This is a genomic window from Pseudonocardia autotrophica, from assembly GCF_003945385.1.
Classification (GTDB): domain Bacteria; phylum Actinomycetota; class Actinomycetes; order Mycobacteriales; family Pseudonocardiaceae; genus Pseudonocardia; species Pseudonocardia autotrophica.
Window position 1 is genome coordinate 242,575 of sequence record NZ_AP018920.1, and the last position, 12,926, is coordinate 255,500.

Below are 12,926 nucleotides of genomic sequence, written 5' to 3' on the forward strand. Positions count from 1 at the left end.
GCTGGGATGCCGGTGTGCCAGAACCACTGCTCGTCGACGTCTTCTGCGGACCCGGCCACACGGCGGGAAACCGGCTCGCCGTGATCCTGGACGATCCCTCCGATCCCGCGGCCCGGCAGCGCCGGGCGGCCGAACTCGGCTACAGCGAGACGGTGTTCGTCGACGACGGATCGGTCGCCGACATCTACACACCGAGCATCCGGCTGCCGTTCGCCGGGCATCCGATGGTCGGGGCGTCGTGGCTGCTCCGGAACCGGCTCGGGGCCTGCGACGTGCTGTATCCCGCGGCCGGTGCGGTCCCGGCCTGGGCGGAGGGTGAGTTCGGCTGGGTCTCCGGCCGTCCGGAGTGGGTCACCGGCCGGACCACCCAGCGGCTCGCGTCACCGGCGGAGGTCGAGGCGCTCCCGGGGCCGCCGGCGGGCAGCGGCTTCCTCTACGTCTGGGCCTGGGCGGACGAGCCGGCCGGGCTGGTGCGCGCGCGGGCGTTCCCCCGGCGCGGGGACGCGATCGTGGAGGACGAGGCCACCGGCGCCGCCGCGCTCCGGCTCACCGCGGAGCTCGGACGGTCGCTGACGGTGCAGCAGGGCGTCGGCTCGGAGATCCGGACGCGGCTGCTGCCGGAGGACCGGATCGGCGTCGGCGGCCGGGTCAGGCAGGTCCCGCATCCCCCGCGGGATGCTCGGTGAACCACTCGACGATGCCCGGCATGTGCTGCTCGAACCCGCCCGGAGCGGACAGGTTGAGCATCCCGGCCCGCACGTCGCCGCGGTTCTCGAAGTCGTGGCGCACGCCGCCGGGCACGGCGACGAACGCGCCCCGCGGCGCGTCCACCCAGCGATCGCCGACCAGCACCGACATGGTGCCGTCCAGCACGTAGAACACGTCGTCCTCGGGATGGCTGTGCGCGCCGGGGCCGGCGGTGTGCGGCTCCAGCCACCACTCCGAGATCGAGTACGACGCGGTGTCGGCCTTGAACACCGCCGCGATCCGCCCCATGTCGTAGGAGTTGCCCTCGCCGGGGCCCAGCACCACCGGTGCCCGGTCCGTCTCATCCATCGCCGTCCTCCTCGCCCGTGCCGGTCGCGTCCGTGCCGACGGTAGGCAGCGGCCGACCCGATGTCGTGGACGAACGGGAACTCGCGTTGCGGTGCTTGCGGACGGCGAACCCGTGGGCGGCACCGAGCAGTTCCCGGACCACCGGCCAGGTGGTGTCCGGATTGAGCACCGACACCCACCGGTACGACGCGTAGACGGGATGCGGGAACAGCACGTCGAGCGCGGCCGGGTCGTGCTCGGCCGGTTCACCGAACAGTTCCCGGAAACGCGGCGCGGGCAGCCCGATGTTCAGCCGGAACACCCCGGGCCGGTCCAGGCCGGAACAGGCGTCGTTGACGTCCGAGGTCACGACGGTGGCCCAGCCCTGCCGCGGGCGTCGTTCGTAGTCGAGATCGGGATCGTGAACGGCGAACACGTCGCCGTTCGCCTCGATCAGCCGGGTGTCGGGAAAGGTCGCCAGAAAGGCGATGATCTCGTCGGAATCCACCGCGCCAAAACAGCACGGTTCCAGCCGGCGATGCCCGCCGAAAGTGATTCATATCACATCCAGTGGGACGGCCGCCCAGGACAGCGGCGGCAAAGTCACCGACACCTCGCCGCCCTCGATCCGCACCCCGTCCAGTGGCCGCATCCCGACCGCCTCCGGCGCGGTCTCGTTGTTGCCGGTGTGCCGGTCCTGGCCGGGCCCGGCGGTCAGCACCTCGGCCCGGCCGGGCCGCAGCTCCCCGAAGCCGTGCAGCGCGATCCGTACCTCGGCCGGCTCGGTGAGATCACGGTTGGCCAGGAACAGCGCGAGCGTCCCGCCGTCCGGGTCCCAGGTCCCGGCGGCGTCGACCACCGGGGCGTCACCGAGCCGGCCGGCGTCGTAGTGGTCGCCCCGGGCCCGGACGTCGAGGATCTGCCCGCGGGCGTGCTCGCGCATCACCCGGAACGGGTGCGCCACCGTCTGCGTCCACGCGGCGCCGCCGGGTTCGCTGCGCACCATCCCGATGACGTTCACCAGCTGCGCCTGGCAGGCGATCCGCACCCGCTCACCGTGCCGGAGCAGCGCGTGCAGCATCGTCGCGACGACGACGGCGTCGGTCACCGAGTACTCGTCCTCGATCACCCGCGGGGCCACGGCCCAGTCGTCGGTCTGCTGGTGGATGCCGCCGGAGCGGTGCCGGCTCTGATACCAGACGTTCCACTCGTCGAACGAGACGTGGATCCGCTTCCGGTGCCGCCCACGGGCCCGGACGGCGTCCGCGGTGGCCACCACCGACTCGATGTAGGAGTCCATGTCGACGGCCTTCGCGAGGAACTCGCCGGGACCGTCGGTCTCCTCGTAGTAGGTGTGCGCCGAGATGTAGTCGACCTGGTCGTAGGCCAGCTCCAGGACGGTGCGCTCCCACTCACCGAAGGTCGGCATCGCGCTGTGCGAGCTCCCGCAGGCGACCAGCTCGATCGACGGGTCGACCAGCCGCATCGCGCGCCCGGCCTCGGCGGCCAGCCGGCCGTACTCGGCGGCCGTCTTGTGGCCCACCTGCCACGGGCCGTCCATCTCGTTGCCCAGGCACCACAGCCGGATGCCGAACGGGTCCTCGTCGCCGTTGCGCCGGCGCAGGTCCGACCAGGCCGTCCCGCCCGGGTGGTTGGCGTACTCGACCAGGTCGAGGGCCTCCTGCACGCCGCGGGTCCCCAGGTTGATCGCCATCATCGGCTCGGTGCCGGCGGCCCGCGCCCAGTGCACGAACTCGTGCAGCCCGAACTCGTTGGTCTCGATCGTCCGCCAGGCCAGGTCCAGCCGCCGCGGACGGTCGGCGACCGGCCCGATCCCGTCCTCCCAGTTGTGCCCGGAGACGTAGTTGCCGCCGGGGTAGCGCACCACGGTCGGACCGATCTCGCGGACCCGGTCGAGGACGTCGCCGCGGAACCCGCGCTCGTCGGCCGACGGGTGCCCGGGCTCGAAGATCCCGGTGTAGACGCCCCGGCCCATGTGCTCGACGAACGAGCCGAACAGCCGGGGCGGGACCGTGCCCGCCGTGAAGTCGGCGCCGACGGAGAGGTGCGCGCGTGCCATGGAGTTCCTTTCGTGGGGACTGAGCAGGTTGGGACTGAGCAGGTGGGGGCTGACAGGCGGGACGGACCGGTGCGGGCTGACCGGTGGGGACGGACTCGGAGGCCGGACTCGTGGTCACCGGCCGCCGAGGCCGGTCGTGGCGATGCCCTGGACGATCTGGCGCTGGAAGAACAGGAACGCGACCACCAGCGGGAGCCCGGCGAGCACGGCCCCCGCCATCACCTGCGCATAGCGGACGCCGAACGAGCTCTGCACCTGGACAAGCCCGACCGGCAGCGTCATCAGCGAGGGATCGGACAGGATGATGAAGGGCCAGAGGAAGTTGTTCCAGCACTGGATGAACACGAAGATCGCGACCGCGGCGAGGATCGGGCGGGACAGCGGGAGCACGATCGTGAGGAAGATCCGCAGCGGCCCGGCGCCGTCGATCCGGGCGGCCTCCTCCAGCTCGTGCGGGATGGCGTCGAAGAACCGCTTCAGGATGAACACCATCGCCGGGACGACGATCTGCGGCAGGATCACGCCGAGATAGGTGTCGGCCAGCCCGACGGCCAGCATCTGCTCGTACAGCGGGACGATCAGGATCTGCGACGGCACCATCACCCCGGCGACGGTGATCGCGAACAGCGTCCGGCGGCCACGGAACTCGGTGCGGGAGAAGCCGTAGGCGGCAGCCGCCGAGAGCACCAGGGTCAGCGCGGTGACCGCGACGGCGACGATCGTGCTGTTCACGAACCAGCGGGTGAGGTCGCCGACCGACAGCACCTCGACGTAGGCCTGCACGGTGAACCCGGAGTCGGGGACCAGCTGTGGCGGCACGGTGGTGGTCTCGCCCTCGTGCTTGAGCGAGGTGAGTACCGCCCACACCAGCGGCGCCGCCCAGATGACGGTGAGTGCTGCCAGCGCCGAGTAGATCGTCGCGGTGACCAGCGGGTTGCGCCGGATCCGGCGGCGGGCCGGGCCCGGCGGCGACGTCGTGGCCGGGCCGGGCGGATCGAGGGTCGTGGTCATGCGGACCTCCTCCGTCCGGCGAGCCAGGCGTGCGCGAGCGCGATCACCAGGATGAGCAGGAAGAACACGTAGGAGATGGCGGAGGCGTAGCCGAGCCGGTAGCCGACGAACCCGGTGTCGTAGACGTACTGCAGGACCGGGGTGACCGAGCCCTCCGGCCCGCCGTCGCCGGAGAACAGGATGTAGGCCTGGTCGAACAGCTTGAGCGAGGCCAGTAGCTGCAGCACCAGCACCAGCCCGGTGGTGGGCGCGATCAGCGGCAGCACGATGGAGCGGGTGGTCCGCCAGCGTCCGGCGCCGTCGGTGGCGGCGGCCTCCAGCACGTCCGGCGGGATCGCCTGCAGGGCGGCGAGGTAGAGCAGGAAGTTGAACCCGACCGTCCACCACACGGTCAGCAGCACCACCGACCACAGCGCCACCGACGGGTCGCTCGTCCAGCCGACGGGCTGCATGCCGAGCACGCCGAGCAGGCCGTTGAGCAGCCCGACGTCGTTCTGGAACAGCCAGTTCCAGATCAGCGCCACGGTGGCCACCGGCATCAGGTACGGGGCGAAGAAGGCCAGCCGCCAGAACCACTGCCCGCGCCCGCCCGCATGCACCAGCAGCGCCATGACCAGTGCGATCAGTACCAGCGGGATCGTCGAGCCGATGGTGAACACCAGAGTTGTCCACAGGCTGGACCACACCAGTGGATCGGCGAACAGCCGGGTGTAGTTGTCCAGGCCGACGAACTCGGAACCGGACCGGACCAGGCTGGTGTCGTGGAAGCTCATCCACAGTCCGCGGGTCAGCGGCCAGATCACGAACGCGACGTAGCTCAGCATGAACGGCAGCACGAACCAGACCCCCGGCGGGACCCGGCGACGGCGGGAGGCGGGCTCCGCAGCTCCGGCCGGCCCGGTCTGCTCCGTCCTGCGGACCTCGCTCGGCGCGCTCACAGCGGGGACTCCAGCCGCAGCTGCGTGTCCAGCCATGCGGTCAGGTCGTCGGCGCCGCGTTCGGGTGTCAGCCCGCCGCCGGCGACCGCCTGCAGGGTCTGTGCGGCCCGGTTCATCATCGTCGACCCCGATCCGGAGTAGTAGGCGACCGGGTCGAACTCGACGTCGTCGACGACGTCCCGGTAGCGCGACTGCGGCTGCATCGCCAGGTACTCGGGGCTCTCGGCCACCGCGGCCAGCGCCGGGACGTGACCGCCCTCGGCCCAGGACACACTGTCGTCGAGCATCGACACCGCCAGGTCGTAGGCGGCGGCGCGGACCGTCGGATCGACCGAGTCCTGCCGCGGGACGACGAAGCAGTGGCTGTCCGCCCGGACGATCGCCCGGTCGCCGAACACGGCGGGGAACCGGGTCATCGAGAACGGGATGCCGGCCGTCTCCGCGGACGTGTACTCCCACGGGCCGGTCACCAGGAACCCGGACTGGGCGCTCGCGAAGGTGGCCACCGCGGCGTCCGAGTCGAGTGTCGGCGAGGCGATCGTGCCGTCGCAGAAGGCCTGCAGGTAGCCCATCGCGGTGACCATGGCGTCCCGGTCGACCCGGGCCGGGCCACCGTCGGGCAGGTCCATCCGGCCGCCGGCCTGGTTGTACAGCGACCAGAACAGCATCCACGGCTCGTTCGTCCCGGTCGCGGCGAACGCGATCCCGGTCGCGCCGGTGACCTCGGCGGCCCGGCGACCGGCGTCGAGCAGGGTGTCCGGGCCGTGCAGCGGGCGCAGCTCCCCGGAGGCGTCGAGCAGGCCGGCCCGGTCGCAGACGTCGGTGTTGTAGTAGAGGACCATCGGGTGGGTGTCGAGGGGGAGGCCGACCAGCTCGCCGTCGACCGCGAGCCGCTCGGTGACCGCGGGCGGGAAGTCGTCGAGGCGGACACCGCGGGCTTCCAGCTCGGCGAGGTCCCAGGGTTCGAGCAGGTCGCGGCCGAAGGTCACCAGGCGCGAGGTGTGCAGCGTGGCCAGGTCCGGGGCGCGGCCGCCGGCGCAGGCCATCGCGAGCTTCGTGTAGTAGGGCGATCCCCACTCCAGGGTGGTCGCGCTCACGCCGATCCGCGGGTTGTCCGCCCGGAACCGGTCGACCAGGCCGACCATCCGCTCCCCGTCGCCGCCGCCGAAGAAGTTCCAGTAGGCGACCGTGACGTCCGGCGAGGGCGCGGTCGCACATCCGGTGAGCAGGACCCCCGCGGTGAAGCCCGCTGCGCCCAGGAAGCCGCGCCTGCTCAGTGCCGGGCCGCTCATCGGGGGAGTGGGCCGCTCGGAGTGCCCGGCCCGGCCCGGCCGGAGGGGGGCCGTCGCTCGGTCGGTCGGACGCGTGGTCGGTCCATCGGATCTCCCGTGTCTCGAGGCTTCGGTGGCTCGAGGCGCCGCGCAGCGCCGGTGCTGCAGCGTGAGCGCGGTATGTTTGCGCTCACATTTTCGGATGGTGCCTGCTCGACCACGGGTGGTCAAGGGTTGCGTCTCGCTGTACGGCCAGCGCTCTGTCGCCGAGTTCGAGTCGAGTGGGTGCCGCAGTGCGACGCACGTGTGCAGGTCCGGCGTTATGTTAGCGATAACATTCGAGCTGCTGGGCCCAATGCGGAGCCGCGACTCGGATTCAGCTCGTACCGTGCCGGGAGGCGATCACTCCGGGGTCGCCGCGGGCGCCGGAACCGTCGGACCCCGGTGCCGGCGTCGGCGGTATGGCGATCCTCTAACGCGAGGCGCCGGCGTTGTGGGAGGCCGGGATCGAGCGGGCTCGCGCCGGGTGTGCGCTCGCCGGGCTCGGTCAGCCGAACCCGCGGAAGACCCGGTCGGGCTGCAGCTGCGCCTGGTCGGCATACGCGGCGAACTCCACGGCACCGTGCGGCACGTCGGTCCCGACGCTCCAGAGCTGGATGGCCGCGATCCGCAGGGTCCGGCCCGGCTCGTCGCGCAGATCCGCCGCGACCACCGGGAAGCCGTGATCGGTCAGGGTGCGCTCGTCGACGACGAACAACAGCGGATGCCGCTCGGCGACCCCGTCCTCCAGGGCGAACGCCACCACCCGATCGACCGGCCAGTCGCCGAACAGGTCCTCGGTGACGACGTCGAACACCGCCGGGGTGATGATCCCGAGCAGCTCGTTCCACGGTCCCTCGCCGGTGTCGGACGCGGTGCGGACCAGCGGGCACCGGCGTGTCGCGGGGAACTCCACGCGGCCATCCTTCCGTGTCACGCTGGGCGGGTGAGCAGCGCACCCAGTGTCGACGGCCGCCGGTTCGCCGGGATCAGCAACTCCGGTGACGGTGAGGTCGGTCAGGCGACCGTGTTCACCTATCACGAGGCGGACGGTCTGGTCTGGGCCGAGTACGCCGGCGGCGCCGTCCGGCTCGGGCGGATCGTCGGTACCCGGGAGGGCGACGTTCTGCGGTTCCGCTACGTGCACGTCTCGGTCGACGGGGAGTCCAGCTCCGGCCGGTGCGAGGCTCGGCTCGAGGTGCTCCCGGACGGGCGGCTGCGGTCGCACGAGGACTGGTGCTGGGAGTCGCGGCCGGGCGCGGGGGCGAGCGTGGTGGAGGAGGTCGCGCCGGGCTGAGGCGCGGGGCTCACCCCTCCTCCCTGCGCCGGGCCCGGAAGGCGGCGGCCTTGACCCGGTTCTGACAGGCGGTCGAGCAGAACCGGCGGGTGCCGTTGCGTGAGACGTCGACGAACACCCGGTTGCACGCGTCGGCGGAACACACCCCGAGCCGCTCGTGCGCGGGATTGCCCAGGACGACCGCCAGTGCGGTCGCCATCGAGGCGGCCCAGCTGCGCGCCCATCCGGCGTCGACCGCGTGGAAGTGCAGGTGCCACGGGCGATCGCCGTGCCGGGCGAGCACCGGCACCGCACCGGTCTCGGTCAGCAGCGCGTTCACGGTCGCCGCCGCGGCGTCGAGATCGCCGTTCTCGACGTCGGCGAACACGGTGTACATCCGGCCGGCCCACCCGCGCAGCAGGTCCATCTCCGCGGGCGGTGGCCGTTCGTCGAACCAGTGGTCCTCGCGCGGTGCGAGTGCGGCCTCCACTCCCGGTTCGTCGTCGCCGGCGTAGGCGCGGCCGCGCGCCTCGCCCGGGGTCAGCAGGTTGACCGCGGCGACCGTGGCGGTGAGCACATCGCTGGTGTGACTGTCGAAGTCCACTTGACCAGTTACCTCTCGATCCCTACCGTCGTCACTGTCGAACAGGATAACAACAGTGATGGAACTGTCCTGAAGGAGCGTTGTGATGACAGTGGCCCCGGATCTCGCCGCCGAGTGGATCGACCGATGGGACGCACAGCAGGAGGGATACGTACCCGACCGTGAGGAGCGGTTCGCGGTGCTGGTCGACATCGTCGAGCACGCCGTGCGGGAGGTGGCCGAGCCGGTCGTCGTCGATCTCGGATGCGGCCCGGGCTCGCTCGCGGCCCGGATCGCCGAGCGGGTTCCGCGCGCGGTGATCATCGGGGTGGATGCCGATCCGCTGCTGATCGCGCTCGCCCGCGGCCGGTACGGCGACCTGGCGCGCTGGGAGGTCGCCGATCTCGCGGCCGACGACTGGACGGCCGCGCTGCCCGGACCGGTGCATGCCGCCGTCTCCACCACCGCACTGCACTGGATGCTCCCCGAGCAGCTCGCCGGGCTGTACCGGACGCTCGCCGCGCACACCGCACCCGGCGGAGTGCTGGCCAACGGTGATCACCTGGCCGTCGCCGAGGGGCTCGCCGGCCCGGCCGCCGCCGTCGGTGCCGGACGCGCCCTGCGGTCCGGCGTGACCGGGCGGGAGGGATGGACCGACTGGTGGGACGCGCTGCTCGACGATCCGCGGCTCGCCGGGGTGACAGCGGGGCGGCGGCGTTCGACGTCCGCGGTGCAGGACGCGGCCGGCGAGTCCGAGCACCACGACGGCAGCAACCGGCTCTCCGCCGCCGACCACGCCCGGCTCCTGCTGGCGGGCGGCTACTCCGGCGCGGGCGTGGTCTGGCAGCACGGGGAGGACACGGTCGTCGCCGGGGTGCGGTGAGCCGGGCGGACCAGTGCCGGCGCCCGCCCGGCACAACCCGCGCGAACATCAGGGTGAACCCTGAGTCGAGCTTCCGTATACCGGGCATCCTGGACACATGCTGCGGCTGATCCTCAACGTCATCTGGCTGGTGCTCTCGGGCTTCTGGCTGTTCCTGGGTTACATGGCGGCCGGGATCGTGGCCTGTGTCCTGGTCGTGACGATCCCGTTCGGCATCGCCTCGTTCCGGATCGGTCTCTACGCGCTCTGGCCGTTCGGCCGGGACGTGGTGCGCCGGCCGTCGGCGGGAGCGGCGTCGACGATCGGCAACGTGCTCTGGATCCTGCTGTTCGGCTGGTGGCTGATCATCGGGCACATCGCCACCGCGCTCGCGCTCGCCGTCACGATCATCGGCCTGCCGCTGGCCTGGGCGAACCTGAAGCTGATCCCGGTGTCGCTGTTCCCGCTGGGCTCGCAGATCGTCGACACCGACGCCTACGTGCCCGGCTCCCGCGTCGCCGTCTGATCCCGATGCCGCCGAGCCGCACCGGGACCCGGCTCGGCTCGGCTCACTCGGGGTCGGTCAGGAACTCCACACCGGCCCGCGCCAGCAGCTCCGGATCGTGCACCCCGCACAGCTCGCGCGCCGAGTGCATGGACAGCACCGGGATGCCGACGTCGACCGTCCGGATGCCCAGCCGGGTCGCCATGATCGGCCCGACGGTCGATCCGCAGGGCACGGTGTTCTTCGAGACGAACACCTGGTTCGGCACGTCGGCGCTCCGGCAGGCGCGCTTCCAGGCGGCCGCGCCGGGGGCGTCGGTGGCGTAGCGCTGCACCGCGTTGACCTTGAGCGACGGCCCGTGGTTGGGCAGCGACAGGTGATCGGTGTCGTGCTTGTCGAGGTGGTTGGGGTGCGCGGCGTGCGTGACGTCCACGGACAGGCAGCGCGAGCGCGCGAACACGGTGCGGCGCTCGTCGAACCCGCCGGCGAGCCGGGTCAGCACCGTCTCCAGCAGCGGCCCGGCCGCCCCGGTAGCCGAGTCGGAGCCGATCTCCTCGTGGTCGAACCCGACGAACACCGGCACCGTCGCCGGGTCCCGCTGCGCCGCGGTGAGCAGTGCGGAGATCCCCGCATGCACCGACGCCAGGTTGTCCAGCCGCGGCGCGGCCAGCAGCTCGTCGTCCCGGCCGAGGGTGGCGGGCGGGGTGAGGTCGTAGGTGAACAGGTCGTGCGCGGCGACGTCGCGGGGATCGATACCGGTCAGCGAGGCCAGGAACTCGACGAGATCGCCACCGGCCGGGTCGCCGATCCCCCAGATCGGCAGGAGGTGACGTTGCGGGTCCAGGGTGAGGCCCTGGTTCACGCCGCGGTCGAGATGGATCGCGAGCTGCGGGATGCGCAGCAGCGGCCGATCCACCAGCACCGGGACGATCCGGCCGTCGTAGAGCGCGAGCCGTCCGGCCAGCCCGAGATCGCGGTCCAGCCAGGAGTTCCACAGCGCACCGCCGTAGACCTCGACGCCGACCTGCCGCCAGCCCGCCGTCCCGACGTCCGGGTTCGGCTTGACCTTGAACCCGGGCGAGTCGGTGTGTGCGGCGAACACCCGCAGCGGGCGGGGCGCACCGGCGGGCTGCCACCAGGCCAGGATCGTGCCGTCCCGCACCAGGTAGCGACCACCGGTGCCGTCGATCCACGGGCCGTCCTCGGGCTGCTCGACGAACCCGGCGGCGGTCAGCCTGCGCACGGCCTCGGCCACCGCGTGGTACGGCGACGGGCTCGCGGTCAGGAACGAGGCGAGATCACGGGCGGCGTCGGTCACGTGAGGCATCCTGTCAGTGATGACGGAGAGCTTCGACGTGGTGGTGGTCGGCGCCGGGTCCGCGGGCTGCGCGCTGGCCGGGCGGCTCGCTGCACGCGGGATCCGGACGGCGCTGGTGGAGGCCGGGGCCGTCGTCGTCCCGTCGGAGTCGACGCCGATCGCCTCGCTCGCCGCCACCGCGCCGGGACACGTGCTGAACTGGGCCTATCACGCGACGCTTGCCCACGGCCGGGAGTCCACGGTGCCGCGCGGCCGGGTGCTGGGTGGCTCCGGCGCCATCAACGGCGGCTACTTCGTGCGTGCGGTGCCCGCCGACTTCGCCGACTGGGCGGTCCCGGGCTGGTCCTACGAGGACACCCTGCCCTGCTTCCGGCGGCTGGAGCGCGACCTGGACTTCTGCACCGACGACGTGCACGGCGACTCCGGTCCGCTGCGGATCTCCCGCCCGGCCGGTCCGCTCCTCGCGCCGGTCACCGAGCCGTTCCTGCAGGCCTGCACGGCACTCGGCTATCCGGCCGAGCCGGACAAGAACGCCGGTGGCCCGCCGGGTGCCGGCCCGGTCCCGACCAATGCCGTCGACGGGCGGCGGGTCAGCTCCGCGACCGCCTACCTGCCGCCGCCCTGGGGCGACGCCGAGTGGTGCGACGCGCTGACCGTCCTGGGGGGCCGGGCCGTCGACACCCTGCTGCACTCCGGCGGCCGGGTGCACGGCATCCGGATCGGGGGCGACGAGCTGCACGCCGGTGAGGTCGTCGTCGCCGCCGGTGCGGTCGGGACACCGGCGCTGCTGCAGCGCTCCGGGATCGGGCCGGAGGACACCCTGCGCGCGGCCGGGATCGCGGTGCGGCACGAGTTGCCCGGCGTCGGACGCGGCTGGTCGGACCATCCCGCGGTGTTCCTGCCGCTGCGCAGCGGACTGCCCGACCCGCATCCGGACGCGGTGGCCGGGCAGGCCGCGCTGAACCTGGACTCGGGCACCGACCCGGCCGGCGACCTGGAGGTCCTGTTGTTCGCGCATCCCTTCGCGCCGGGCGGTCCCGCGCACCTGATGTGTGCCGTGCAGCGGCCGGACAGCCGCGGCATGCTCGCGGTCACCTCGCCGGATCCGGCGGACCCGCCCCGGCTGGACTTCCGCTACCTGCGCACCACCTCCGACCGGCACCGGATGCGGGCCGCGGTGCGGGTCGGCGCGGACATCCTGCGGGTCGCCGGCTGGGACCGGGCCGGTCCCGGCGACGGCGGCCCGGCCGGCTGGGAGCTGGGCAACGACACCCGGCTCGACGAGTGGATCCAGGAGCGGCTGACGACCTCGGTGCACCTGTCCGGGAGCGCCGCGATGGGCACCGGGCCGGACTCCGTCGTCGGCCCCGACCTGCGGGTGCACGGCCTGGCCGGGCTGCGGGTCGCGGACACCTCGATCCTGCCGTCGGTGCCACGGCGCGGACCGGCGGCCACCGCCGTGATGATCGGTGAGCGGGCCGCCGACCTGGTGGCGGCGTCGTGATCCGCCTCGCCACCCCGGCCGACGCACCGGCGCTGCGGGAGATCGAGCGCGCCGCGGGCGAGCCGTTCCGGGAGATCGGACTGGACGTCGTCGCCGACGACGAACCGCCGCCCGCGGCGCTGCTGGCCGCCTACGCCACGGCCGGGCGCGCGTTCGTCGCCGAGCGCGACGGGCGACCGGCCGGGTACCTGCTCACCGAGCTCGTCGACGGCTGCGCACATCTGGAGCAGGTGTCGGTGCTGCCCGGGTTGCGCGGGTCGCGGATCGGCGAGCGGCTCGTCGAGCACCTGGCCGGCTGGGCCCGCGACCGGCGGCTGCCCGCGCTGACCCTCACCACCTACCGGGACGTGCCGTGGAACGGGCCGTACTGGCTGCAGCTCGGGTTCCGCGAGCTGATCGAGATCGGCCCGGGTCTGCGGGCGATCCGGGACGACGAGATCGCCCGCGGCCTCGACGTCTGGCCGCGGCTGGCGATGCGCCGGGATCTCGGCTCGTAGTGTCGCC

The 12,926-nt window shown here is 72.8% G+C and carries 15 protein-coding genes; 6 read left to right on the forward strand and 9 right to left on the reverse strand.

Features of this window, described 5'->3' with window-relative positions:
- Nucleotides 1-14 precede the first annotated feature (14 nt).
- Nucleotides 15-686: a PhzF family phenazine biosynthesis protein gene (locus tag Pdca_RS01150; RefSeq protein WP_085911936.1), complete on the forward strand. Its 672-nt coding sequence runs from the start codon at nucleotides 15-17 to the stop codon at nucleotides 684-686.
- On the opposite strand, the gene Pdca_RS01155 is transcribed toward Pdca_RS01150, so the two are convergent.
- From Pdca_RS01155 to Pdca_RS01185, 7 genes are all read right to left on the reverse strand, one after another.
- On the reverse strand, nucleotides 649-1,056 hold the full coding sequence (locus Pdca_RS01155; protein WP_166665887.1) for a cupin domain-containing protein: 408 nt from the start codon (nucleotides 1,054-1,056) through the stop codon (nucleotides 649-651). The two genes, Pdca_RS01150 and Pdca_RS01155, sit on opposite strands and share 38 nt — an antisense overlap.
- Nucleotides 1,049-1,543: a DUF6194 family protein gene (locus tag Pdca_RS01160; protein WP_174824274.1), complete on the reverse strand. Its 495-nt coding sequence runs from the start codon at nucleotides 1,541-1,543 to the stop codon at nucleotides 1,049-1,051. The genes Pdca_RS01155 and Pdca_RS01160 overlap by 8 nt, the downstream gene beginning before the upstream one ends.
- Before the next feature lie 48 nt (nucleotides 1,544-1,591).
- Nucleotides 1,592-3,115 carry an arabinosylfuranosidase ArfA gene (gene arfA / locus Pdca_RS01165; protein ID WP_085911935.1) on the reverse strand — a complete coding sequence of 508 codons (1,524 nt, stop codon included), beginning with the start codon at nucleotides 3,113-3,115 and terminating at the stop codon, nucleotides 1,592-1,594.
- Nucleotides 3,116-3,229: 114 nt separating this feature from the next.
- A complete protein-coding gene (locus tag Pdca_RS01170; RefSeq protein ID WP_085911934.1) occupies nucleotides 3,230-4,126 on the reverse strand; it encodes a carbohydrate ABC transporter permease in 897 nt (298 codons plus the stop codon).
- Nucleotides 4,123-5,064, reverse strand: a complete 942-nt coding sequence (locus tag Pdca_RS01175; RefSeq protein WP_211286605.1) for a carbohydrate ABC transporter permease — start codon at nucleotides 5,062-5,064, stop codon at nucleotides 4,123-4,125. The genes Pdca_RS01170 and Pdca_RS01175 overlap by 4 nt, the downstream gene beginning before the upstream one ends.
- Complete coding sequence (locus Pdca_RS01180) at nucleotides 5,061-6,356, reverse strand: extracellular solute-binding protein (protein WP_085911932.1); 1,296 nt, start codon at nucleotides 6,354-6,356, stop codon at nucleotides 5,061-5,063. The genes Pdca_RS01175 and Pdca_RS01180 overlap by 4 nt, the downstream gene beginning before the upstream one ends.
- A 526-nt stretch (nucleotides 6,357-6,882) precedes the next feature.
- Nucleotides 6,883-7,290, reverse strand: a complete 408-nt coding sequence (locus tag Pdca_RS01185) for a DUF6924 domain-containing protein (RefSeq protein WP_085911931.1) — start codon at nucleotides 7,288-7,290, stop codon at nucleotides 6,883-6,885.
- Nucleotides 7,291-7,320: 30 nt separating this feature from the next.
- Between Pdca_RS01185 and Pdca_RS01190 the strand changes: the two genes are divergently transcribed.
- Nucleotides 7,321-7,671, forward strand: a complete 351-nt coding sequence (locus Pdca_RS01190; RefSeq protein WP_085911930.1) for an avidin-fold protein — start codon at nucleotides 7,321-7,323, stop codon at nucleotides 7,669-7,671.
- Nucleotides 7,672-7,681: 10 nt separating this feature from the next.
- On the opposite strand, the gene Pdca_RS01195 is transcribed toward Pdca_RS01190, so the two are convergent.
- Nucleotides 7,682-8,254: a CGNR zinc finger domain-containing protein gene (locus Pdca_RS01195; protein ID WP_232021357.1), complete on the reverse strand. Its 573-nt coding sequence runs from the start codon at nucleotides 8,252-8,254 to the stop codon at nucleotides 7,682-7,684.
- A gap of 85 nt (nucleotides 8,255-8,339) precedes the next feature.
- Between Pdca_RS01195 and Pdca_RS01200 the strand changes: the two genes are divergently transcribed.
- Both Pdca_RS01200 and Pdca_RS01205 read left to right on the forward strand, forming a co-directional pair.
- The gene (locus Pdca_RS01200) at nucleotides 8,340-9,116 is read left to right on the forward strand and encodes a class I SAM-dependent methyltransferase (protein ID WP_085911929.1); all 777 of its coding nucleotides are present in this window, start codon (nucleotides 8,340-8,342) and stop codon (nucleotides 9,114-9,116) included.
- 100 nt (nucleotides 9,117-9,216) lie between these two features.
- Nucleotides 9,217-9,621 (forward strand): YccF domain-containing protein, encoded by a 405-nt coding sequence (locus Pdca_RS01205; protein WP_085912020.1) that lies wholly within the window; start codon nucleotides 9,217-9,219, stop codon nucleotides 9,619-9,621.
- 43 nt (nucleotides 9,622-9,664) lie between these two features.
- Here Pdca_RS01205 and Pdca_RS01210 read toward each other — a convergent pair whose 3' ends face one another.
- Entirely contained in the window at nucleotides 9,665-10,918 is a 1,254-nt protein-coding gene (locus Pdca_RS01210) for a M18 family aminopeptidase (protein ID WP_197719889.1), read from the reverse strand.
- Nucleotides 10,919-10,937: 19 nt separating this feature from the next.
- Here Pdca_RS01210 and Pdca_RS01215 point away from each other — a divergent pair, with 19 nt between their 5' ends.
- Nucleotides 10,938-12,422, forward strand: a complete 1,485-nt coding sequence (locus Pdca_RS01215; protein WP_232021359.1) for a GMC family oxidoreductase — start codon at nucleotides 10,938-10,940, stop codon at nucleotides 12,420-12,422.
- Nucleotides 12,419-12,919, forward strand: coding sequence for a GNAT family N-acetyltransferase (locus tag Pdca_RS01220; RefSeq protein ID WP_085911927.1), 501 nt, complete (start codon nucleotides 12,419-12,421; stop codon nucleotides 12,917-12,919). Before Pdca_RS01215 ends, Pdca_RS01220 begins: the two co-directional genes overlap by 4 nt.
- Nucleotides 12,920-12,926: the final 7 nt, after the last annotated feature.